Here is a 24,650-nt window from a genome sequence, read left to right on the forward strand (position 1 = left end):
GTTATATCGTTTTTGAGTTCGCTATTTCCTTTACTTGGTGCAAAGCTTCAACCATGAGGTCGTTATCGATTTCATGAACATCATGTTTTTTTCCGATTCCCGAAATCAGGGTGATAGTCAGTTGTCCGCCAAGATGTTCCCTAAATTCCTCAATCCCGTTTAGCAAACGCTTTATTTCGGATTCGGTATCGATGGGAAGCTCCAGATTAAATCCGATAGCCTGAAAGACACGGACAATACGGTCCAGATCGACATCGGTAATCAATTCCATTAAATGGGCGTAGGTCACGTCTAACACAATGCCCATGGCCACCGCCTCGCCATGTCGCAGGCGGTAATCGGTCATGTGTTCGAGCTTATGGGCTGCCCAATGCCCGAAATCCAGCGGTCGGGAGGAGCCGCTTTCAAAGGGATCGCCGCCTTGGGCGATATGCTGCATGTGCATTTCGGCGCACTTGTAAATCGTGTACTGCATGGCCTCATCATCCCTTTCCCGCAACTTACGGGCGTTTCCCTCAAGATATGCGAAGAAATCGGCATCCTTGATCAAGGCAACCTTTAAGGCCTCGGCGATACCGGCAATCCAATCCCGCTGCTCTAAGGTCTTCAGGAATTCAATATCGTTGATAATGGCAAAGGGCGGGGCGAAAGTTCCCAAAAAATTCTTTTTCCCAAAGGCATTGATACCGTTCTTGACTCCGACGGCAGCGTCATTCTGGGAGAGTACCGTGGTCGGCACCCGAATCAGCTTCACCCCCCGGTGGGCGATTGCAGCGGCATATCCCGTCATATCGATTACGGCCCCACCGCCGACGGCCACCACGAAGGAATGGCGGCAGATGGCCTTTTCGTTGATAGCGCTCAAAATTTCGGTGACGTTGGCGGAATCGTTCTTGGTTCGCTCCCCGCCTTGTACGACTATTGTTTCGACACGATCGAGATAAGTTGGGTATTCTTCGCAATAGGTGTCGATTCTATCCAACAAACGGGGATGGGCTTCCGCGACGCCATCATCAACGACGAACAGTACCTTGAAAGGGCCGGATTCGCTGCTCTCATGCAAGCCATACTCCTTAAAAACATCCCTAAGCAAGGTATTTCCCGTGCCGAACAGGTTCACCGTAAAGTGGAGTTTATACCGATAATTTACCTGAAAATCCTGTTCAATCGACTTAAACATTTTTTAGTCTTTTTAAATTCACAAAAGGTCGTTTAAAACAACCTGATAGATTTTGGCTATGACCGCTGTCTTGAGCTTAGTTCCAATAACCTGCCCGAAAGTGGCGCCGGCCCTCGGCTCCCTATTAGGTCACCGCAAACATTTTGGACAGGGCTTTGGACAACGGCAATAACAACAATACCAATAATCCGTACCACCAAGTGGAAAAGGAAACGGCAATCGACGCATCCAACACTACCAAGGACAAAACTCCCGCCATTACGGCCTTTTTAATGTGCTGCGGCGAGTTTTCGGAATGGGCCTTCAGCAAGGGCCGGAAGACCAGAACGGCAAACAGCGTCAAGAATAAGGACGGTACCAGTAGGTTTTCCGAATACACATAAGTCACGCTCAACACGGTGAGAATGACAGTAGTGTAGAGCACCCCCGCTAAAACGATATGACTTTTATTCTCCCCGTGCACCTCTCCCCTACTGATCAAGGTGATGGCAAAGATGTATACGATCGGTATAGCGGCCATCCACCAGTACTGCAAAACACCCAATATGGACAGGCCCAATATCAGGTTCAGTCCCCTGCAGACTCCCATACACAAGGGCCCGAAAAAGCCGTGTTTCTTGGCAATGGCATCGTACAGTACAATAGCGGCCGCCAAGGCAATGGCCACCCATCCTGAAATCGCATGCACCAAGAACGCGAACACAATTCCGATAAATAGCACCGTACTGCCATAAATCGCAGCGGTTCGTATGGGAACGAGTCCACTTGGAATCGGGCGTTCAGGACGTTCCACAACATCGATTCTATAATCGAAAACATCGTTCAAAATCACGCCCCCCGCATAAAGAAGAATCGAGGCGAGCACCAAAAAAAGGATATCAAGACCGGGTACGGACTGTAAAAAACCACCTTGAATCGGGGGCGTAAACACCCCCGCAATGGCCACTCCCGTCAAAATATCAGCTGCCGCTGTAGGTAGGTTGGCGGGCCGGGCTAAACGCGCATATCCCATTAATTTAGATATTGTTGCAGTCAATTTGGTAAAGAATCAGTTTAAGGTAGTTGGCTTAATGGCATAGAAAATGGATCGAACCTTGATTAAAGCGGCTCACTCCATGTGATCGGCATCGACCCGTGGTTTCTGTCCCCTTAATACGCTATTGTCATTGAATAATTCCGCTTGATTGACACCATCGGCGTCCAACCAATCCGATTCCTTCATTTTTCCGTTATCCCCAAAAACATCGAGGGCATTCTGATAACAGGTTTTTATCACATCTTCCTTGGCAATCCCTCTTTTAAGCATAAGCCGAGCCGTTTTAGGAACCGCCAACGGGTCGCTCACCCCCCAATCCGCCGAACTATCTACGATGATGTTCGTACTGCCGAATTTTTGGACGACGCTTACCATGCGCTCGTTGCCCATTTTGGTTTTGGGATAGATCGTAAACGCGGCAATAAAACCGCGGTCCAACACCTCTTTGACCGTCTCTTCGTTATTATGGTCGATGACCACTTTAGAGGGGTCCAGGCCATGCTCGAGACAGACTTCCATACTTTTTAAGGTCCCCGCCTTTTTGTCGCGATGGGGCGTGTGTACCTGTACCACCATATCGAGTTCCTTGGCCATATCGAGTTGCATTCTAAAGTACTTATCCTCCGCAGGGGTCTGATCGTCGTAGCCTATTTCGCCCACGGCGACCACATTTTCTTTATGAAGGTATAGGGGCAACAATTCTATCACTTGTTCCGCCAGGGCCTCGTTATTGGCCTCCTTGGAATTCAAGCCAATGGTACAATAATGCTTGATATCGAACTGGCTTGCGCGAAAAGGCTCCCACCCCACCAGACTGCTGTAATAATCCTGAAAAGAACCGACCTGGGTCCGTGGCTGGCCCAGCCAAAACGAAGGCTCGATTAATGCCACGATACCTGCTTCTGCCATGGCCTCGTAGTCATCGGTAGTACGGGATGTCATATGCACGTGAGGATCTATAAACATCATTTTGTCATTCATGTCGTAAAATTATAAGTTGTTCTTATCGTTTAGGTCAGCCCAAGTAATTTCTCCGTCGGCCACTGCATTTTTAAGTTCGGGATGCGTATCCAGCAGTTCCTTGGCCTCCTTTTTATTCGAGCGGAAACAGCACAAGGCTCCCGCCTTATTTTCTGCGGGATTTTCACTTTGCAATAGGCGCTCCATGTCCTTGAGAAGGCCCTCGTCCAAATATTCGGCGACCGGTCTCCAAAACTGGGGATCTACATCGCGGGATGCTGCCCATCGCTCATGGGCATAATCGGATATAATCCGCGCCAAGTCGGCGTTCGCCCGCTTGTCCACGTCCAAAATACGGGATAGGTCCTGCTGCATAAAAGCGGCCTTCAGATACATTTGGTTCCACTGCCGGTCGTTGAAATATTTTCCCGGGTAGGGGTTGTAGGCACTGATCGCATCAAAAATCGTTGCGATGTTCGTACGCAGGGCCTCCACGGCGGTCTGCTTATAATTTTCGGGATGGGGCAACAGCGTAAGGAATTTAAGAAAAGTCTCCAGCTCTCCGGTATCCGCCACCTGAATCAGGTTGGCCACTTTAGGCCGAAAATAATCACCGTTCGCTTCCAGCACTCTCGATAACAAATATATGCGGGCAACTTGCAGGGCATCGGCGCTATGTCTGGTCAAATATTCTTTTAAGGCAGCATTGTCTATCGTTTTGTAATTCAAAGAACCTGCGGACCGTAACTTATTGCCCAAAAGACTATAGGTTAGGTAGAGATCTTTGGTGGATTCCGAATCGATAATCTCGGCTAATTTTTGTTGCAACCAAGCGGCCGTGTCCGAATCGATTGTTGCATCCAGCAGCGACTTTAGTTCATTTGTCCGATTAACATCCATAAATGAAACGTTAGACCCCAATTTGGCGAGGGTTAAATTAAGCATTGGAAAGTGCCATAATAAATAACTGTTAACAAAGCTAATTATTATAAAGGAGATGGGGTATTGTTGATATACAAAATCTTGTTAAGTCCTTCGTCTACCAGTCCCCAACCTTTTCCCTATTTTTGCAGGAAAGGCAATTCCGGCCGAAGTTTATGTCGAATGTAGACGAAGTTCGGAATTACCCATAAAAAAGTAAGCTGATGTTAGGCCTAAAACTTCCCACAGATCCGCGATGGGTGAATATCGTGGAAAAGAATATCGACGAAATCTTGACCGATCATGCCTATTGCGAGCAGAAGGCCGCAAGCACGGCGATATCCTTAATTATAGGATTTCCCGAATATACCGAGCTGGTCAGGGAGATGACGGCCTTGGCCCGGGAGGAAATGGGGCATTTCAAAATGGTACACGATCGAATTGTAGCACGCGGAAAATCATTGGGACGGGACCGTAAGGATATATACGTCGTCGAACTCCTTAAATTCTTCCCTAAAGGCGGTAGCCGCACCACGCAAATGGTACACCGGCTCTTATATGCGGCCTTGATCGAAGCCCGTAGCTGCGAACGCTTCCGATTGCTATCGGAAGAACTTGAGGACCGTGAACTGGCAGAGTTCTACCACAAACTGATGATCAGCGAGGCGGGGCACTATACGATGTTCTTAAAGTTTGCCCGCCAGTACGGCGACCGTCAGGAAGTCGATCGCAAGTGGGAAGACTTACTCGAATATGAGGCCTCGATCATGAAGGATCTGGGAAAAAACGAAACCATTCATGGTTGAGAAAGTCATTTAGACCTCCTCGGCAATGGAACTTGTCTGTGACGACTGCCCCACAGGTGCCAGCTTCTCCACGTAATAATCGTACATCGCGAACTGGGACCGGAGTTTCGGCCTATCGTTTTTTCGATAGGCATTATTCCGGGCCTTATTGAATACCCGCGCCTTGACATTGTCGTTCCAAGAAATTTCGAACGTATCCAAAAGTTCCTGTTTGATATCTTCGTCGTAAATAGGGCAACCGACCTCTACCCTATTGACCAGATTTCGGGTCATGAAGTCCGCGGAGGAGATGTATATTTTGGTATCGCCTTCGTTGCAAAAAACAAACATCCGAGGGTGCTCCAAAAATTTATCGACCACACTGATGGCCTCGATATTCTCGCTCATTCCCTTGATACCCGGCACCAAACAACAGATACCTCTTACAATTAGCTGGATTTTCACCCCGGCGTTACTGGCATCGTATAGCTTATCTACCATTTCGTACGAGGTAAGGCTGTTCATCTTTATCTTTATAAACGACTCTTTTCCGGCCTTGGCATTCTTGATTTCGTTATTGATCAGTTTTTTGAAAAACTTTTTCGTGTAATGCGGGGAGACTACCAAATGTTTGTACTTGTTGATCTTATAGGTCGTCTCAAAGAAATCGAACACCTTGTTCAATTCCTTTAAAATCGGTTCATGAGCCGTAAATAAAGTATAATCGGTATATATGCGGGCGGTAGATTCATTAAAGTTACCCGTGCTTATAAATCCGTAGCGTTTAATGTCATCGTCTTCCTCGCGTTCGATCAGACAGATTTTACTGTGCACCTTGAGACCGGGAACCCCAAAGTTCAGCTTCACTCCCTCAGCCTGGAGTTCTTCGGCATATCGTATGTTGGCCTGTTCGTCGAATCGGGCCCGCAACTCGATCTGCAGGGTGACCTGTTTGCCATTTTTTACGGCGTTGGACAGACAGGCCGCCACTTGGGAATCTTTCGCCAGGCGATACACCGTTATCTTGATGGCTTTAACCTTGGGATCTAGCGCGGCTTCCCGCAAGAACTTGATTACATAAGAAAAGGTATGGTACGGCGTATACTGCAGATAATCCTTTTCGGCAATTTTTTCCAAGAGGCTTCCTTCCAGACTAAGGCCTTTGACCGGTAAAGGGGTGATTTTATCGTACATCAAATCGGTTCTTCCCAAACTGGGAAATCCCATATAATCCCTTTTATTATGGTACCTCCCCCCGGGAATGACGCTGTCGGTATCTTCTACCTCCATCTTTTCCTTAAGGAATTCCAAAGTATCCTTTTCAATGGCCTTATCGTAAACGAAACGTACCGGATCGCTGATTTTACGATGCTCGACGCTCGAATAGATCTTTTCGATAAAACTTTTGCTGAGATCGTTGTCGATATCGAGCTCGGCATCGCGGGTAATTTTGATCATGTGCGCGGAGATGGACCGGTAGTCGAACATCGGAAAGACACTGTCAAGACAATACCGGATCACGTCATCCAACATAATGATAAAACTTCTGTCGCCTTCCTTGGGCAATTCAATGAACCGGTCGATGCCTTTGGGGATTTCGATAAGCGCATAGCGTTTCTCCCTCTTTTCATAGGTCTGCCGGGTACGGTCGTCTCCCTTTAGGATCATTTTAATCGCAAGGTAAGCGGCAGTATCCTTTAGCATGGGGAATTCCGCTAAATCGTTGAGAATGATGGTCATCAATTGGGGACTCACCTTCTGTATAAAGTAGTTCTTGACGAATTCGCCCTGTTTCTCGGATAGTTCGGTCTCGTTCAACAGGAAAATATTCTGCTCTTCCAGCTCCTTTACCAGTTTTTTCAGCACCTCGACACTCCTGCTTTGCTGCTCTATCGCAATTTTCGTGATTTCTTCCAATAAATCCTTGGCCTTCTCCCCGCCCAAGACACTTTTGCCCGTCTTCCCGGCGTCGACGATACGCTTCACCGTGGCATAGCGTACCTTAAAGAACTCATCGAGGTTATTGGAGAAAATTCCAAGAAATCGAAGCCTTTCTATCAAGGGTACGTTATTGTCGGTACATTCCTGAAGGACTCTCGCGTTGAACTGTAGCCAACTGATTTCCCGGTTGACGTATTGGTATTTTGATTTTGTCATCTATTTAAGTTTTTTTGGAAACAAGGTTTGCGCAGTCTTTCCTGTGGTAACAGAAGACCAATTATTGACCTCAAAATCCAGTTGCACCAGCCCCGTGGTCGGCACCTTTTCAATTTGGGAATCTCCCAAGGTATTGGCCACGTTCGTAAAAGCTTCGTTATGGCCAAAAATCATCACGGTATCGAAACGGTCGTCGAGCTTCTGAATGAATTTAAGCACGCTTTCCCCCGAGAAATCATATAGATCGTTGGTGACCTCGAAATTTATAAAAGGAAAGTTCAGTTGCCGTAAAAATATCAAACAGGTGTGCAGGGCCCGGTTCGCGGGACTGGAAAAGACAGCGTCGATGGAGAGGTCTTGGGATCTGAGCTCTGCGGAAACCAGATGTCCGTCATCGATTCCCCTTTCCTTGAGCGGTCGGTCTTTGTCGTCTACGGAATACTCCCATGACGATTTACCGTGGCGTACTAGTATTAATGTTTTCATAGTTAAGTTTATTGAGTTTATGGGTTTGTGGGTTTATCAGTTTATTTTGTTTGTAGGTCTACGTGTTTACGGATGTAATGAATTTATAAGTTTATGGGGTTATTTGGGAGGGCATTGGTATCTTCGACCGCGTTTATTGACGAGCAAAACTTGTACGCTGTTGCCTGTAACTATGGCACTTTAAGGTGCGAGGCGCGCTATCTTCCAATTCATCCCATCGTCTAAGGTATATAGGATGCGGTCATGCAACCTGTTGGGCCTACCCTGCCAAAACTCGATGGATTCCGGTCGTACAAGATAGCCGCCCCAGTGATCGGGACGCGGAACTTCCTTGTCCCGATATTCCTTTTCCAGCCCTTTCAATTTCTTTTCCAGAAACCCCCTTGAGGGGATAACGCTGCTCTGGTCGGATACCAACGCGCCAAGCTGACTGCCGTCGGGGCGGGATTTGAAATAGGCGTCCGATTCTTGAGCGGAAAGCTTTTCCGCACGGCCCTTGATAATGACCTGCCGTTCAAGGCTCGGCCAAAAGAACGAAAGGCAGAGCTGCGGTACGTTGGCAATGGCCGTTCCCTTTTCGCTCTGGTAATTCGTGTAGAATTCGAAACCTTTCTCGCTGAACTTTTTGAGCAGCACTACCCTACTCTTCGGAAACCCGTCCGACCCAATGGTCGAAACCGTCATCGCGTTGGGCTCCTCTACTCCCTTTGAAGCTTCGAGCTCATCGAACCAGGTCTGGAAAAGCGCCATCGGCGTCTCGGGAATCGTATCTTCCGTCAGCTCGCTCTTTTCGTAGGATTTTCGGTAATCGGCAAGGTCTTTTGGCATATGCATTCCTTCTGTCATCTAACTGGCTACTCCCTTGTTTCCTAATCACGGACCAACGGACCGGGTAAGGGACTTGGCATAAATCAAACAAAGTTGGGCAAAAGATAGGAAAAAAAGAAAACGGGAGCCTTCAATTCGCAAGAAAAAATGGTGGGAAAGATACCGATACCTGATAAATTCCGAATAGGGATTCCCTTAAAACTCAAAAAACTTCCCATCATCCGCCAATTCCACTGATTCAAATATCTCTTGCGCCTCTTCCTTAAAGGGTGCTATGGCTTTATAGCGCGTGGAATAATGCCCCAGTATCAGGGTTCCCACACCGGCATTCCGCGCGATAGTAGCGGCTTCCTTTGCCGTGCAGTGCTTGGTTTTTGGTGCCAAATGCGCTTCCGATTCCAGAAAGGTGGATTCGTGGTAGAGCACACTGGCCCGTCTTATTTGATTGACCATATCCGGTTTAAAGCCGGTATCGCTGCAATACGCATAACTTTTGGGTTCAGGGGGATCGAAGGTCATATTTTTGTTGGGAATGGTTCGGCCATCCTCCAAAACGATATCCTTTCCTTTTTTGATACTGCGAAAATAGGCCTTGTCAATGCCATATGCGTTTACCGCTTCGATATCCAATTTACGGTCACCCGGTTTTTCGCGAAAAAGAAATCCATTGGTGTACACCCTGTGCTTCAGGGGAATGGTCTCTACGCTTATCCTGTCATCCTCAAAGACAAGCTCAGGCGTTCTAGAGGTGAGCTCATGGAACGTTAGCTGATAGTTCGTCCACGAATCCCCCAGCTTCATCAAAAGGGTGATGGCCTCTTTGATGCCCTTGGGACCGTAGACGTGCAGTTCCCTGGTCCTTCCCAACAGCCTGAAGGTGGAGACCAGACCGGGCAATCCGAAAAAATGGTCGCCGTGAAGATGGGAGATGAAAATATGATTGATGCGTGAAAACTTGATTTTGTTCTTCCTTAGCTGTACCTGCGTACCTTCACCGCAGTCGATCAGCATCATGCGATTCTGGATTTCCAAGACTTGGGAGGTGGGATTGGTCATCGTCCGCGGCGTGGCGGCGTAGCAACCGAGGATGGTCAATTTCATAGGTCCAGATCCCGCTCGATTTCCTCCATCTCAATAATGTCCTGGGCTTCCTGTAGGGTGGGCACCACGATCAGCGCCTCGGGCACTTGGTCGTAGGGGACCTTATCAGTGACCAAAACGAAAGATTTTTCGGCCTTTCGGTGGGTATCCGAAAGCTGATAAAACTCCATCAAATCGTCTGTCGTCAGATTTGAAAAAGAGAACAGGTTGACAATGATATGGTCGTTCTTTATTTTGGGAAAGCCCTCGTTCAGGTTTTTTAGGAATTTCTGAAGGGAGATATCTTCCTGAAAGACTATCGTTGTGGCTCCATCGGAATCGAAGATCATAGTTTATTTGGTTTATGGGTTTATGGGTTTATGGGTTTATGGGCGTGACTGTCGGCAGACAGGTTTATGAAATCAGGGGCTCTGCATTCAGCGCCGATATTTTCTTGATCATTTTATTTTGGAGGCCAATAAGTACAATACCGCCATCCGGATGGCGACCCCGTTTTCTACCTGGTTCAAAATAATCGACTGTTTGGAATCGGCCACGTCGCTCGTAATTTCCACGCCTCTGTTTATCGGGCCCGGATGCATGATGACAATGTCCTTATCCAAACTATCCAACAACTTTCTATTGACGCCGAACTGCTGGGTGTATTCCCTTATCGTAGGAAAATAGCTGATATCCAGACGTTCGTTTTGAATGCGCAACATATTGGCCACATCGCACCAGTTCAAGGCCTTTCTTAGATTCGGCTCTACCTCCACGCCTAGGGATTCCACGTGCTTGGGCATCAAGGTCCGGGGACCGCATACCTTGACCGTTGCTCCCTGCAATTTTAGGGCGAAAATGTTGGATAGCGCGACCCGGGAATGTAGAATATCGCCAACGATAACCACTTTTTTACCGGCAACACCGCCCAATTTCTCACGGATGGAATAGGAATCCAGCAAGGCCTGGGTCGGATGCTCGTGCGCCCCGTCACCTGCGTTGACGATGGACGCCTTTACGTGTCTGGACAGAAAGATGCCCGCCCCGGGATTCGGATGCCGCATCACCACCATATCAACTTTCATCGATAGAATGTTGTTCACCGTATCGATTAGGGTCTCCCCTTTCTTGACGGAGGATTGTCCCGCGGAAAAGTTAATGACATCGGCGGAAAGGCGCTTTTCGGCCAGTTCGAAGGAGAGCTTCGTGCGCGTACTGTTCTCGAAAAAAATATTGGCAATAGTGATATCGCGCAACGAGGGCACTTTCTTGATCGAGCGGTTGATGACCTCCTTAAACTGGTCCGCCGTCTCGAAAATAAGGTCAATGTCCGCTTCGTTCAGATACTTGATTCCCAATAAGTGGTGGACACTTAGCTCGCTCATACGCTATCCGTTTACCAAATACACTACATCTTCCCCTTCGTTTTCTTCCCACATGACTTTTACCCGTTCATCGTTAATGGCATCGACCTGTCGGCCCCGGTAATTGGGCTGTATCGGCAGGTGCCGGCTAAAGCGCCTGTCGATAAGGGTCAATAATTCAATCTCCTTAGGCCTTCCGAAGGATTGCATGGCCGTTAACGCGGCGCGGATGCTTCTTCCGGTATAAAGCACATCGTCGATCAAGACCACCTTCTTGTCCTCTACCAAAAAATCGATATCCGTCTTGTTGGCCTCCAAGACCCTATCGCCCCGTCGGAAATCGTCGCGATAAAAAGTGATGTCCAAATAGCCGGTTTGAATCCGGGTCACCCCGTATTCCTCCCTCAGAATTTGGGTCAGCCTTTTGGCCACAAAGATGCCCCTCGGCTGTATGCCGATCAGTACTGTCTCTTTGAAGTCCAGATGGTTTTCAAGCAATTGACAGGCCAAACGGTGGAGGATGATGTTGATTTCCTTTTCGGATAACAATACTTTTTGACCCATTTTCACCAATCCCTTTAGTGGAGCAAAAATAGGGAATTCTTACTACAATGTCGCAAATTTGTCGATACGTCCGTATTTTGGAGGACACCTTATGGGAGCGGAAAAATTTCGCCCTGAAAATCGAAAAATTTATTTATCGACCCATTTCATTTGCCGTACGGAAGCGAGATGTCCCCGTACCGCTAGCGCGCCTATGTATCTATCATCAGGTGCAAACCCGAACATATACCATTCCGATTTTTCGGCAGCGTCCCAAGCAGTGCGTAAAAGCTCTGCACTTTCGACATCCAATGATACGGAAAATGAAGTTAGCGGAAGCGAGAGTCCCATGCCCTTGGCCTTTATAAAAGATTCCTTTCTGGTCCAGCAGCGATAAAATGCCGCGACCTTCGCTTTTTCCGGTAAGGCTTCCAAAACAAGAATCTCATCGGAAGAAAAAAAATGCCGCGCAACCTCCATCACCTCGAAATCGTTTTTAATACTTTCGATATCGACCCCGATATCATTATTCCTGACAAAGGCAAGGACAATTCGATTTCCCGAATGTGAAATGTTGAATTTAATAGCGGTGTCAAAATTAAAATAGGGTTTTCCATATTCCCCTTCATCGAAAGTAATATGGGCCGGGACGCGATTCAGATAGCGGCCCGATAAAGTTCGAAGTAGTCCCCTGGCCAAGGTATAAACCCTCCTGTCCCTGACAAATTTGAAACTGTCCGCTTTTTGTATTTCCGCCGGGGAAAGCAGATTTTTATAGAAATCCATATCCGTAGAAAGCTCATCGACCTTCGTATGCCAGAGGTGGACCTCATGTGCGGGCAGTATCATTTTGGAAAACGCTTAATGCTTGCACACGAAAATACCTAATCCCGACCTATCCGGCAAATGAATTCCCGAGATGCGAGCGCTCCCGCGTAAGGTAACCGGGCGGGCTTACGAAGTATCACTCAGGTTCTCGAAGTCTTCCATGCACGATTTTAGACTTTGGGCCGTACTTTTTACCGTAGGTGTCAGAAAGAGACTTCCATGATGTCCTTCCACAGGCACTACCTTGACCTTCGTGTTGCTAAGTTTCTCCCAAGAGGCGATTAGTTTGGTGTTGAATTCGACATCCTTTTTTTCGCTCAATAGTAATTGTATGCCGCTTTCTGCCTTCTTCCAGGTGTAATCGGCGTATATTTTTAGGTGATTATCGTGTAATCGCTGGATTGTCTTTTGGCTACCGCTACTGGCTATGTACCTAATTTTACGGGTCAGCGGCTTAATTACCTTACTCTTTAACAATCTCCCGACCGTTCGTAACGGATTCTTCTTGAACCTTCGCAGGAATGCCAAGATCCTGATTTTGGTCCTAGAGGCCGAAAACATACTTAGATAGTCAGCCATGGTATCGGCAATGATAAGGTTGACGGATTCGGACTCGGCTTCAAGTTTTCTAAGGATCTCAATTCCAATCGCGGTGTTGAAGCAGTACGCAAGAAGATGATAGGGCCCGTGGGCTTGTACCTTCTTGATTTCCGCAATAAAATCCACTGCCATTTCGGCGACACTGCGATGTAGGATGGGTTTACCCTCGTGGCGCGATGCCTGTACGGCGTACACCGGTCTGTCGGAAGAAAGGTTTTCGGCCAAGAGGTTGTAAAAAAAGAAATGACTCCCGCCCGAATGAAGACAAAAAAGAGGGGGTTTCGAGCCGGTGGCCCTGATGGGTACCACATGTTTAAATCCCTCGGTTATTTCTTCGGTATCAGGGTCGTCGCTTTCGGACATCAAGAAATGCGCCAGCTCGGCTATGGTCTGATATTCGAAAAATTGGTTGGGCGACAAATCTATTTCAGCTGCCCGAGCTTTTGCGATTGCTTGAATGCTCAATATAGAATCCCCGCCGATCCTAAAAAAATTATCATGGATTCCGATGGGGGACACATGTAGGACTTCCTCCCAAATTCCCACCAGTTTTTCTTCCACTGCATTCGTAGCAGCTGTGACCTCATCGGGCCTTGCCCCTCCTTTCGATTTTCCCAATTCGCGCAACGCCCTGACATCAACTTTTCCGTTCGGCAAGAGCGGGAGCCCGTTAATGGTAATTAATCGGGACGGCACCATATAATCCGGGATCCTCGATTTCAGGCCACGTTTTACCCTATCCGCATCAAAGCTACCGGCCGGTACAATAAAGGCTATCACTTGCCAGGCAGTTGGCAGATCTGATTCTTGTACGAGAACTACCGCATTTTTAATGGAAGGGTCGTTCAACAAAACCCGTTCAACTTCCTCTAATTGAATACGATGCCCCCGAATCTTCACCTGCATATCGAGCCTTCCCAGAAATTCCACAGCCCCGTCTTTTCGATAGCGGGCCAGGTCGCCCGTACGGTATAATCGATGAATCTTATTGGTATTAAATCGATGTTGAACAAACGCGGCCTCCGTAAGTTCCGGTCTGTCGATATACCCTTCCGAAACCCCCGGACCCCCAATAAAGATTTCCCCAACCGCTCCGTAGGGCACTAAGTTCAAGCTTTCGTTCAAAAGGTAAATTTCCGCTTTGGCAACCGGTTTTCCAATAGGAACGCCCCTTGTTACATCCTCTCTCTCGATCTGGTGCGCCATACACCAAACGCAGGCTTCGGTCGGGCCGTATTCGTTGTACAGTGAGGTACGGGGGAGTATATCGAAATGAAGGTCCACCACAGCGGGGCCACAGGCCTCCCCCGCTACTATGATCGTTTGCAGACTTTCTAATGTATCGGTCTCCGCATGTTCCAGGACCATTTTATATAAACTGGGCAGCATCAACGTATGGGTTACAGCATGTTCTCGGATCAATTTTGTGATTTTTAAAATATCCTGCTCGATACGGTTCTCGGTAATGACTAGATTGCCAGCGGTACAGAGGGTCCAGAAAATTCCTGCTTTAGAGCTGTCGAAAGAAATGGAGGACAACAGCAGAAAGACATCTGGATTTTGAGGATAAAAATCTAACCTGCCTTCCGTAGAATTAATAAGGCTTGCATGTGAAACCGAAACCCCTTTAGGCTGCCCGGAACTACCGGAAGTATAGATTATATAGGCAAGGGCATCGGAGGATACCCGGGGTAATTTCGTCAATATTGGTCCGACCGGTTTTTCAATGGAACCAAGAAAAATCAGGTCTTTGTCCGATTCCTTGAAAAGAGAGGCCAGGGCGTGCTGGGTCAGGATAATATTAACCCCCGCATCCTTTAAAACAAAATCGAGCCGCTCGGAAGGATAGTTGGGATCGATGGGCAGATACGCGCAGCCCGCTTTTAAGATACCCAACATGCCTATGATCATTTCAATCGATCTTTCGGTACACAACGCTATACTCTCGTTACTTTTATTGGTCTTAGCGAGCAAGGCTAGAGCAACCAGTTCAGCTTTTTGGTTCAAGCTTGCGTAGGATATCGATTCCCCATCGAATGTTAGGGCCGTCTTATCGGGTTCGGTTTTGGCAACGTCTTCAATAATATGGTGTATAGCGGAATCGGAGGGGAAAGCATTACGGATCGCATCCGGTTCTTTGAGAAAGACCGCCCTCTCCCATTCTGTAAGCATGTCGATATCCGCTATTCTTTGCAGGGGATCTTCTGTCAGTACCTCCAGCAACAAGGTAAGGTGTTTTTGAAACTGGATGATCGTGGATTCATGGAATAAATCACTAGCGTATTCGAACCCCGATGAAAGCCTTCCGTCTTCATTGGCTACATATAGGGTAAGGTCGAATTTGGACACTCCCGGGTTGAAAAACGAATGGGACATCTCGAGATCGCCACCGAACGAGGGGGCAATTCTGGCACTGTGATAAATGAACATCACCCGAAAAAACGGATTTACGCCTAAGGAACGCTCGGGCCGAAGAGCTTTGACCAAGGCCTCGAAGGGTACATCCTTGTTTGAGAAAGCCTCTAGCACTGTCTTTTTCACCTGCGCTACGAAATCGGTGAATCTTTTTTCAGGAGCTATGTCGGACCTTAATACGACTGTCTCATCGAAAAAACCGATAAGATTTTCCAAGACCCTATCGTTCCTGAGAGAAATAGGAGATCCGACCAGGATATCCTTTTGACCGCTGTACCTATGAAGCAAAACGTAGAAGACCGAAAGCAAGAACACATAAGGCGTGGTTTCCATCTCTTTCGACAAATCCAATACCCGTTTGGAAAGCGCCGGAGAAAATTTGGTCCGATAAGAGGTGCCCTTATACGAGGGATTTGCGGGCTGGGGGAAATCGGTCGGTAGGGCCAGCAGAGGAATCTTCCCCGACAATTTGGTTCGCCAGTAATCTATCTGGGAGGCATCCAATCCCCTATTCCTTTGCCAATAGGCGTAATCGGCAAACTGAAGGGCATCTTTTTTCCTATCATCAAATTCCCTATCGGTACCGAAGGCCATGTAATACATCGCCAATTCCTTCAAGAAGATATCCATGGACCATTTATCGAATATGATATGGTGCATGGTCAGCAAAAAAAAGTATTCCTCGTTATCCAATTTTATCAAAGTGCAACGTACGAGGGGAAATTCGTCCAAATGGAAAGCTTGACCTGCATCGGCCATTAGAATATCCGATTTTTGTTTATCCCGTTCATCCTGGGGAAGAGCGCTCAAATCGAACCGTTTCAGTTCAATCTCTGATTTTTCGTTAACGGACTGAACGGGACTGCCGTTTTCATAGGGGTAATAAGCGCTTAGGATTCGGTGCTTCTTAAAGACCTGTTGCAGGCTCTCGGCGAACGCGGTTTGGTTCAATGCACCTTTGAAAATAAGACCTTCCGCATAGTTGTACACCGGGTTGTCCGGAAGCAGGCGCTGCAAAAACCATAGCCTTTGCTGTCCGCTCGTTAGTGGAACGGGAGCGTCTTTGGGTACCTTGGGAACGGGCGTCCGAACCGGTGCCTTGTTTTCCCTTTTTTTCCATTGACTTAAAACAGAAGTGTTTTCAGTTTCTTTTTTCAAAAGTCGTATTACTTTTTTACACCAACCCTAAGAATCGGGCGATAGGGAATAGTAGTTTTCCGTTAATGTACTCGTCCAATGGCATGTCGATATCGAAGACGCGCTCAATGAACCAGTACAATGAGATTATGATAAGTAGTATCGAAAGCCATACCATGAATTTCGGATAGCGTTTCGATTTTCGAATGAGATACAGTACCGGAAATATCAACATGATGATGACTATCTGTCCCAGTTCTACCCCGATATTAAAACCTAATAAAGATAAGGAAAGATTTTCACCCTTAAATCCCAGTTCCGAAAGTACGGTGGCAAAACCAAATCCGTGGAACAGACCGAAAACAAACGCTATCACCCATTCCCTAGATATGAAAATGGGTTTGATGTTATGGTAGGCGGCAAGACCGATGGAAAAGGCAATGATCGATTCCACCCATCTTGAGGGTAAGTTCACGATGTTCAAAGAGGCTAGGCTCAAGGTTATGGAATGGGCGATGGTAAAAAAGGTTACGATTTTTATGATATACCAAAATGCGGGCTTAAATTTCTGTACCGCCACCCACTTCCAACCAGGAGAAACCGATGTTATGGCCTTAAGCTTATCGGATGCCGAGGTTATTTTTCTCCGCCGGACTACCGAAGGAAGAATCAGGGCAACCAAAAATAAAATATGGTCCAGCCCGATCCAAATGTGCCAGGCTCCCTGCTCGACCATGGCCACAAATCCCTTCCAAACCGAGGTATCGGTTAGATCCAACGTCTTTGTGCTTTGTTTTGGGGAGAACTCAAGGGCTATAATTTTTTCGTTATTGATGAGTCCTGCCTTCCAGTTATATTCCATGCCCAACCCGTTCGAATGCAGTGGATTTTGATCGAAGAATACGGAATAGGTGACCTCCAACCGGTCGGGTATTTTTTCGGTATTGTCGAGCTCAAAGTGAATGGCGACGAACGACCCGAAATCGATGTATAAAGTACTGATCTCTCCGGTAAATATTATTTTATGCTTTCCATAGACGGAGGTAAACCCACTATGCTCAAGGAGGTATTCCTGTATCCTATCCCGATATACCGCGACCTCCCCCGCTGAGGGATGTTTCCCGAGCTCAAGGCCAAGATACCTGTCCAGATCCGTGGCCATAATCTCGAAACGCCCCTCGATTCCAGCGGTTTCATAGACCCTGAGATAAATGAGACTTCGATCTGGTCGATGTGCGAATACGGTAATCGGAATAAGGAACAAAAGGATAAAAATGAGTTGACCCGTAATTTTTTTCATCTGGTTGCTGTTATGGTTTCAACTTTCGGCCTGGCCCGGATCGACCATACCTCAAATTGTCCTCAATTTTTGTTTAACCTTTTATTTAAATTTCAAAACATTAAAAATGATGCCTCTAACCCTAGATAGTTAGAACTTTTGAAAATAGTAGTACTCAAAGCCTTAAACAAAATTAATTTTATTTATAAATATTACATTATTTTCTAAATAATAGTACTTTATTGCTACTTTTTCGATGTAAAGCTCAGTAACAAGCCAATGAACCCTTGAGTTTTTTGAAAAAATAAAAATCTAGAATTACCTTTATCCTCTGACACCCGAATGATCCAAGATAGTAGATGGCCGAGGCGGTATACTATGATTTTTTTGGGCCAGCACCTTAAACAAGATAGATGATCTATAATCTAGCTCAAATGATCGAGCGAACGGCCGATCTTTTTCCGGAAAAGGAGGCTTTTACCTGTGCGGGTAATGCCATCACCTACGGAGACCTAAATCTAAAAGCGAACCAATTGGCTTTTTGTCTCAGGGAAAACGGACTGCAAAAGGGCGATCGCGTAGGCATCTATATGAACCGTTGTCTAGATACGGCCGTAGCCGTTTATGGAGTACTTAAATCGGGCGGGGCGTTTGTTGCCATTGACCCTTTTTTACCGCTGGAAAGAACCCTTATCATAATGAACGATTGCGACATCGCGCAACTGGTTACCACACCCTCGCAATCGAAAAAAATTCGGGGAATATCAAAAGAGGTGCATCCCCTTACCTCCATATTGGGGGTTTCGGACGAACTTGAGGTAAAGACGGTTTCATGGGAAGCTATATTTTCAAAGTCCGCTACGGATTTCGCCTCCCGGCGGATCTTGGAAGAGGACCTGGCATCGATTCTCTACACTTCAGGCTCTACCGGAACGCCGAAAGGAATCATGCATTCGCACCACAATATTTTGACCTTGGCTCGGTTGGAGGCCGAGCTTCATGGTTCGGATGACCGTGATCGAATCGGAAATTTTGCCCCATTGCACTTCGACCAATCGCTATTTGGTTATTTTTCAGGACCTTTAGTAGGAGCGACTACGGTTATTTTTCCAGATGCGTACGTGAAACTACCGGCAAGCCTTTCGGCACTGGTAGCAAAAGAAAAAATTACCATCTGGTTTTCTGTACCCTTGATACTGGTACAGGTTTTACTACATGGTGCAATAGAAAATCATGATTTTAGCGCTCTCCGTTGGATTAGGTTCGGGGGCGAAATATTTCCCGTAAAGTATTTGAGGGCGCTGATGCAGCAATGGCCGCATGCCAAGTACATCAATTCCTATGGACCCTCCGAACTTTTCAGGTGTACCTATTATATAATCGAAGAACCGCCCAAGACCGATGATCCCATCCCTTTGGGAACGGTCTGGGGCAATACGGAATATAAAATTTTGGACGAAAACGATGAGGAAGTAGAAAAGGGAGAGTCCGGTGAGCTTGTGGTCCGTACGGCCACACTTATGATGGGCTACTGGAACGATAGGATGCGAACCGAAAACTCACTCTTTAAGGTTGAAACCGTACCGGGCCATGATCACATCTATTATAGGACCGGGGATACCGTTCTAGAAAATAACAAGGACGAACTCATGTTTTTGGGTAGAAACGACCGACAGATAAAACTCCGGGGTTATCGCATAGAGCTCGATGAAATTGAAACCGTACTCCTGAAAAACAATGTCGTAAAAGAAACAGTGGTAGTGACGATTCTGAACGATGAGGCCGAAGAGACCGGAATCACGGCCGTGGTGCGACTTGAAAACGCCACCGTTGGACGCCCCGAAGATCTGATGCGCTTTTGCAAAGCCCGGCTCCCCCCCTATTCCGTACCGCAAAAAATCGTAATCCTAAACGAGTTTCCGAGAACTGGCACCGGAAAAACCGATCGTAACCAAATCATTACCCTACTTAAAGCCTCTTTTTGATGAATGAAAAAATTATATCCTATATCAAAACCGAAATATCCATGAGTCCGCTGACCGATATCGAATTTGATGAAGATCTGTTAGGAAATGGTATTGTGGATTCCTTGGGTATGGTCAAACTCACTGTATTTCTTGAGCGGGAATTCAAAATAAAAATTGCCCCGGAAGATATGACAGTCGAAAATTTTAATACGATCCAAAGTATAAGCCACTATCTGTCGGAGAAACTGGATCAAGCAAAAAACAAATGAAACGAAAGCTAACAACCGGTCAACTGTCGCTATGGGCGGGTCAAAAAATTCACCCGGATGCTCCTTTGTACAACACGGCCTGTTCGTACGATATAAGGGGGAAGATCGATCTCATTAAATTCAAAAAAGCTTTACAGACCCTTTTAAACAGTACCGATGCTTTCCGCATCCGGTTTTCGGAAGAAGAAGGCATTCCGTATCAATACGTTAGGGAGACAGTCGATTTCGACTTGCCCCTCATCGATTTTTCTCCGAACCCTGACACTGAAACTATTTCGAAATGGTTGTTGCAACGTAGCCAGCTGCCCTTGGTGTTATCTGATCGGGTGTTTGACAGCGCCCTACTTAAAATTGATGAAAATAGATACGTCTGGTATCTTAATATGCACCACTTGGTCACCGACGGCGTTTCAAGAAAAATCGTGTTCAAGAGAATGTCCAGTCTTTATGCCGCTCTTTTAAATGAAACGACAGTGACACCGGGAGCGGATATTCCGTCTTTTTTAGAGTACGTCGAAGCCGAACAGGAACGAACAAATCCCTTTGGTCCAACATCCGGAGCCAATGCCATCAACGGTTCCAACTCGAAAGAGATGCCCGCTTTTTACGGGGTCAAGTCCGAGTACCGAACGACCGAGGCCACCCGCATTCCTATTCGCCTGGGTTCAGAACGCTCGGTGCAATTAAAGGCGCTTCTTAGGCATCCGGACCTTCGGGGCTTTACCGAGCAACAAACCTTGTTTACCATACTATCCGGTCTTCTTTTTGTTTTCATGTACCGGGTAAGTAACCAAAGAAGACTCGTTCTGGGAGCGCCCCTGCACAATCGCGTATCCAGAAAATTTCGCGAGACTGTGGGGTATTTCATTGAAGTCTATCCCTTGCGTACCGAGGTGAGAGAAGATGATACCTTTCGAACCCTCCTTAGCCGGGTTAGACGCGATAACAACGAGAGCTTAAAAAATGCCTTACAACCTACGATAGAACAAGGTGAAGAAAAGAATTTCAACGCGGTCCTGAATTTCATTCACACCAGTTTCCCTGATTTTAACGGTTTTGAAACTATTTCACAATGGATCTATACGGGGCATATCGATAGCAAGCATCAAATACGATGTCATGTGATGGATTATGACCCCGATTCGGAAATCCGTCTATTTCTCGATCTTAATCACGGTACTTTCGATGAGGAACTGATTCAAAGGGTGCCGCACCATTTCCTCAGGATACTCGACGCCTTGTTAAGGAATTTAGACACTACGATCGGAAAACCGGCTTTACCGATTCCCGAAGAACGCCAATTTCTTTTACATAAGAACAGCGCCTTTCTTGAAACTCTTCCCAATATCGTAACCAGCTTCGAAAATATCGCGGTCAAGCATCCGAACGCGGTAGCCTTGCAATCCAGCAAAGAGGCTTTCACCTACGCCGACCTGAATAAAAAATCCAATCAGCTGGCCCATTATCTACGAAAAAAAGGCGTTAATGAAGATGATAAGGTTGCCCTTTATTTCCAAAGGGGTTCTGAATATATCATCAGTGTTCTCGGGGTCTTAAAAACCGGGGGCGCATTTGTTCCCATCGCGACGGATCAAGCTTTGGATCGTATTGCCTATATACTTTCAGATTCCGGATGTTCCTTGGTGCTGACGGAAAAAAGTTTGCGGCAAAAACTTGGTTCAGTCGGTATTCCCGTCCTAGCGTTATCCGAAGAAAAACACAGGCTGTCAAAGGAAGCAACCTCAAGTTTAGGGATGGCGGTGAATCTTGAAAGCCTTGCCTACATCCTTTATACATCGGGAAGTACAGGCCGCCCGAAAGGGGTTTTAATAACCCATGCGGCGATTTCCAATTATTTGAATTGGGCCGGAAATCAATATCGAATCGATAAAAAATCGGTATTCCCGTTGTTCACTTCCATAGGTTTTGACCTGACCTTGACCTCTACCTTCCTGCCGTTGATGAATGGCGGGCGGATTATCGTTTATGAAGAAAATAATACCGGGCCGGATATGGCTTTTTTACAAGTGATCGATGATAATTTGGTGAATGTCATTAAACTGACTCCGTCCCATTTGGCCTTGTTACAAAAGCGTAATTTAAGCGCATCGCATGTAGAAACGATGATTGTCGGAGGCGAGGACTTTAAGGTGCTACTTGCAAAATCGATAGCGTCCAACTTTCCGAAGGATTTAAAAATCTATAACGAATATGGTCCGACCGAGGCGACGGTAGGCTGTATCGTCGGTGAGTTCGATATCGAGAAACATAATGACACGTCCGTACCTATTGGAAAACCAATCGCCAATATGCAGGCGTTTGTTTTGGATAAGCATTTGAACTTGGTACCAAAAGGGGTTATCGGCGAACTTTATCTGAGCGGAACAGGACTTGCGAAAGGCTACCTTAATGCCGACGAAATGACAGCGACGAAATTCGTGGACCATCCTTTTACCGAGGATGGGAAAATGTACCATACCGGAGATTTGGCCCGCATAAATGCTACTGGGGATTTTGAATATCTGGGCCGAATTGACGATCAGGTCAAACTTCGGGGCTACCGTATCGAACTATCCGATATTGAGGCTAACCTCACCGCGCATCCTGCAATTGATAATTGTGCCGTGGTGTTGGTGGAAGACAAGAAACGAATACAGGAAAACGAGGTGGTCAATTGCATCCAATGTGGCCTACCATCCAATTATCCCAACATAGACTTTAACGAACAGGGCATCTGCCAGCTTTGCACCGCCTTCTTGAACTATGAAGAAAAGGTAAAGCGCTACTTTAAAAACGATGATGAACTTGTGCGGATCTTGAGCTCGAAACGTGATGAAAACCCCAAGTACGACTGTATCTCCCTTTTGAGCGGAGGCAAGGATAGCACCTACGTGCTGGCCCGCTTGGTAAATATGGGACTGAACGTTTTGGCCTTTACCATGGACAATGGTTACATTTCAGATCAGGCCAAGGCCAATGTCGACCGTATCGTAACAAAATTGGGCGTGGATCACGTGTACGGCGCGACACCGCATATGGACGAAATATTTGTTGACAGCCTGCACCGGCACCACAATGTCTGCAACGGTTGTTTTAAGACCATTTATACGCTGAGCACCCAGCTCGCTTTAGAAAAAGGGATTCCGTTTATCGTGACCGGACTTTCACGGGGCCAGTTCTTCGAGACCCGGTTGACCGAGGAGCTTTTTTGGGACGATGCTTTGGATACCGTAAAAATAGACGACACTATTTTAGAGGCCCGAAAACTATATCATCGCGAATCGGATGCCGTTAAAAGGCTGTTGGATGTTTCCGTTTTTGAAGATGATGCTGTTTTTGAAAAAGTACAATTCGTTGATTTTTACCGATATAGCGACGTGAGTCTGGAAGAATTGTTGGCCTACCTAAAGGATAAAATAGGATGGGTGCGACCGACGGACACCGGACGCTCGACCAATTGCCTGATCAATCAGGTCGGCATCTATGTACATAAAAAGGAAGAGGGGTACAGCAATTACGCTTTTCCATATAGTTGGGACGTTCGCCTGGGCCACAAATCCCGCGATGAAAGCCTGGAAGAAATCAACGAGTCCATAGACGAGCCCGAGGTCAAAAGAATCATGGACGAAATCGGATATGAAAGCTTGGATACCGAATATCCCCAGTCCGAACGGCTGGTCGCTTATTTTACCGGAAACCGGGATGCCTCCGTCAAAGATTTGAAGAAGTTCCTGTCCGAAAGACTCCCATATTACATGATACCCACGATATTCAAGCCTTTGGACACCATGCCGCTGACCAAAAATGGAAAAGTGGACAAAAACTCCTTGAAAAAACTCAATAGCGCGCAGCTGGCCTTGGAAGCCCCCTACTCCGCGCCTACAAACGAAATCGAAGAACTGTTGGAACGTATCTGGAAGGAGGTGCTTCAGCTTCAGAAAGTGGGTATTTACGATGATTTCATTGCATTGGGCGGGCATTCTTTGGCCGCTATACGGGTCACGGCACGGATCAACGAGGAAGTCGAAACGGAATTTCCGTTGAACAAAATTTTTGAGCATCCGACCATTGCCGAATATGCGAACTATATCGAGGAGACCTTGACCGCATTGTTGGAAAATAGCTAAGCACCGCATGCCCGGGCCAGGCGCTTTTTTTGTGATGTGCACGGGGCAAAGCGGTTGGTAAACGGCGCGAAGTGATTGGTGCACCAAGCCCGACCCAAAGCTTTAAAGGGCAACGACATAAATGAAAAAGGAAACGAAAAAAGGCTCAAAGCCGTTCCTGTTAAAATACATGGCCCTGCTCATCGGCATCTGCTATTTGGCGAACCCGATGCACCGACAGATCAGCAGCGTATTCCATGAAATTTCGCATGTGCTGGAATCGCCCGAAACCTTCCTTTCCCATCCGCATGCGGCAGACCATGACCACGGAATCCACGGCGATAACGAACACCGTTCGGTTACCACCGACCACCGGCACCATCTGCTCGACCTGATAGATTCCGTTTTCAGGGCCTCCGATGAACAACATCCCGGAGATGATACGGCGCTTATCCTTATCAAATGGGACAATCATATCGGTTCACAACGGGTCATCCTACTAAAAATAGTGCCCCTAGCGACTTCCCAAAATTCCATTGTGATAGAACAAAAGGTCAAAACAGGCTATTTCACCCCTCCCGAAGAACCTCCGCAGTCAATTTCCGCATAGTAGAAAACACATCCAAAAAAATTTGTATCCACCGAAACCTTTTAGAAAGATCCATTTCTTCACGGAACATCCGGTATGGATAACAAGGAACAAAAAACT

At 46.8% G+C, this 24,650-nt stretch carries 19 protein-coding genes; 5 read left to right on the forward strand and 14 right to left on the reverse strand.

The window, feature by feature from the left end; all coding sequences use genetic code 11:
- Position 1 precedes the first annotated feature (1 nt).
- From RQM65_RS01320 to RQM65_RS01335, 4 genes are all read right to left on the reverse strand, one after another.
- Entirely contained in the window at positions 2-1,180 is a 1,179-nt protein-coding gene (locus tag RQM65_RS01320) for a 3-dehydroquinate synthase (protein ID WP_314012160.1), read from the reverse strand.
- Between the two features lie 124 nt (positions 1,181-1,304).
- Positions 1,305-2,192, reverse strand: a complete 888-nt coding sequence (gene eboC / locus RQM65_RS01325) for a UbiA-like protein EboC (protein WP_314012162.1) — start codon at positions 2,190-2,192, stop codon at positions 1,305-1,307.
- Between the two features lie 96 nt (positions 2,193-2,288).
- Positions 2,289-3,197 carry a TatD family hydrolase gene (locus RQM65_RS01330; RefSeq protein ID WP_314012164.1) on the reverse strand — a complete coding sequence of 303 codons (909 nt, stop codon included), beginning with the start codon at positions 3,195-3,197 and terminating at the stop codon, positions 2,289-2,291.
- A 9-nt stretch (positions 3,198-3,206) separates the two neighbouring features.
- Positions 3,207-4,076, reverse strand: coding sequence for an EboA domain-containing protein (locus tag RQM65_RS01335; RefSeq protein ID WP_314012166.1), 870 nt, complete (start codon positions 4,074-4,076; stop codon positions 3,207-3,209).
- Positions 4,077-4,321: 245 nt separating this feature from the next.
- Between RQM65_RS01335 and RQM65_RS01340 the strand changes: the two genes are divergently transcribed.
- Positions 4,322-4,903, forward strand: a complete 582-nt coding sequence (locus tag RQM65_RS01340; RefSeq protein ID WP_314012168.1) for a MiaE family protein — start codon at positions 4,322-4,324, stop codon at positions 4,901-4,903.
- A 9-nt stretch (positions 4,904-4,912) separates the two neighbouring features.
- Here the strand turns inward: RQM65_RS01340 and ppk1 are convergent, their stop codons facing one another.
- The 10 genes from ppk1 to RQM65_RS01390 all read right to left on the reverse strand — a co-directional run bounded on the left by ppk1 (position 4,913) and on the right by RQM65_RS01390 (position 17,620).
- Positions 4,913-7,039 carry a polyphosphate kinase 1 gene (ppk1, locus tag RQM65_RS01345; protein WP_314012170.1) on the reverse strand — a complete coding sequence of 709 codons (2,127 nt, stop codon included), beginning with the start codon at positions 7,037-7,039 and terminating at the stop codon, positions 4,913-4,915.
- A complete protein-coding gene (locus RQM65_RS01350; RefSeq protein WP_314012171.1) occupies positions 7,040-7,525 on the reverse strand; it encodes a SixA phosphatase family protein in 486 nt (161 codons plus the stop codon).
- A 180-nt stretch (positions 7,526-7,705) separates the two neighbouring features.
- The gene (gene pdxH, locus RQM65_RS01355) at positions 7,706-8,353 is read right to left on the reverse strand and encodes a pyridoxamine 5'-phosphate oxidase (RefSeq protein WP_314012172.1); all 648 of its coding nucleotides are present in this window, start codon (positions 8,351-8,353) and stop codon (positions 7,706-7,708) included.
- Positions 8,354-8,548: 195 nt separating this feature from the next.
- Positions 8,549-9,454, reverse strand: coding sequence for a ribonuclease Z (locus RQM65_RS01360; RefSeq protein ID WP_314012174.1), 906 nt, complete (start codon positions 9,452-9,454; stop codon positions 8,549-8,551).
- Positions 9,451-9,783: a ribonuclease Z gene (locus RQM65_RS01365; protein ID WP_314012176.1), complete on the reverse strand. Its 333-nt coding sequence runs from the start codon at positions 9,781-9,783 to the stop codon at positions 9,451-9,453. Before RQM65_RS01365 ends, RQM65_RS01360 begins: the two co-directional genes overlap by 4 nt.
- 108 nt (positions 9,784-9,891) lie before the next feature.
- A complete protein-coding gene (locus RQM65_RS01370) occupies positions 9,892-10,818 on the reverse strand; it encodes an aspartate carbamoyltransferase catalytic subunit (RefSeq protein WP_314012178.1) in 927 nt (308 codons plus the stop codon).
- Between the two features lie 3 nt (positions 10,819-10,821).
- Positions 10,822-11,361: a bifunctional pyr operon transcriptional regulator/uracil phosphoribosyltransferase PyrR gene (pyrR, locus tag RQM65_RS01375; RefSeq protein ID WP_314012180.1), complete on the reverse strand. Its 540-nt coding sequence runs from the start codon at positions 11,359-11,361 to the stop codon at positions 10,822-10,824.
- Between the two features lie 129 nt (positions 11,362-11,490).
- Positions 11,491-12,189: a 4'-phosphopantetheinyl transferase family protein gene (locus RQM65_RS01380; protein ID WP_314012181.1), complete on the reverse strand. Its 699-nt coding sequence runs from the start codon at positions 12,187-12,189 to the stop codon at positions 11,491-11,493.
- 105 nt (positions 12,190-12,294) lie between these two features.
- Complete coding sequence (locus RQM65_RS01385) at positions 12,295-16,341, reverse strand: non-ribosomal peptide synthetase (protein WP_314012183.1); 4,047 nt, start codon at positions 16,339-16,341, stop codon at positions 12,295-12,297.
- Positions 16,342-16,357: 16 nt separating this feature from the next.
- Positions 16,358-17,620 (reverse strand): HupE/UreJ family protein, encoded by a 1,263-nt coding sequence (locus tag RQM65_RS01390; RefSeq protein ID WP_314012185.1) that lies wholly within the window; start codon positions 17,618-17,620, stop codon positions 16,358-16,360.
- 392 nt (positions 17,621-18,012) lie between these two features.
- On the opposite strand from RQM65_RS01390, the gene RQM65_RS01395 reads away from it, so the two are divergent.
- The 4 genes from RQM65_RS01395 (at position 18,013) to RQM65_RS01410 (ending at position 24,551) form a co-directional block, all read left to right on the forward strand.
- The gene (locus tag RQM65_RS01395; RefSeq protein WP_314012186.1) at positions 18,013-19,584 is read left to right on the forward strand and encodes an amino acid adenylation domain-containing protein; all 1,572 of its coding nucleotides are present in this window, start codon (positions 18,013-18,015) and stop codon (positions 19,582-19,584) included.
- Positions 19,584-19,835, forward strand: coding sequence for an acyl carrier protein (locus RQM65_RS01400; protein WP_314012188.1), 252 nt, complete (start codon positions 19,584-19,586; stop codon positions 19,833-19,835). The genes RQM65_RS01395 and RQM65_RS01400 overlap by 1 nt, the downstream gene beginning before the upstream one ends.
- Entirely contained in the window at positions 19,832-23,962 is a 4,131-nt protein-coding gene (locus RQM65_RS01405; protein ID WP_314012189.1) for an amino acid adenylation domain-containing protein, read from the forward strand. Before RQM65_RS01400 ends, RQM65_RS01405 begins: the two co-directional genes overlap by 4 nt.
- Positions 23,963-24,083: 121 nt before the next feature.
- Complete coding sequence (locus RQM65_RS01410) at positions 24,084-24,551, forward strand: hypothetical protein (protein WP_314012190.1); 468 nt, start codon at positions 24,084-24,086, stop codon at positions 24,549-24,551.
- The last annotated feature ends 99 nt before the right edge of the window (positions 24,552-24,650 follow it).

It is taken from the genome of Pricia mediterranea, from assembly GCF_032248455.1.
In the GTDB taxonomy this organism is placed as follows: Bacteria; Bacteroidota; Bacteroidia; order Flavobacteriales; family Flavobacteriaceae; genus Pricia; species Pricia mediterranea.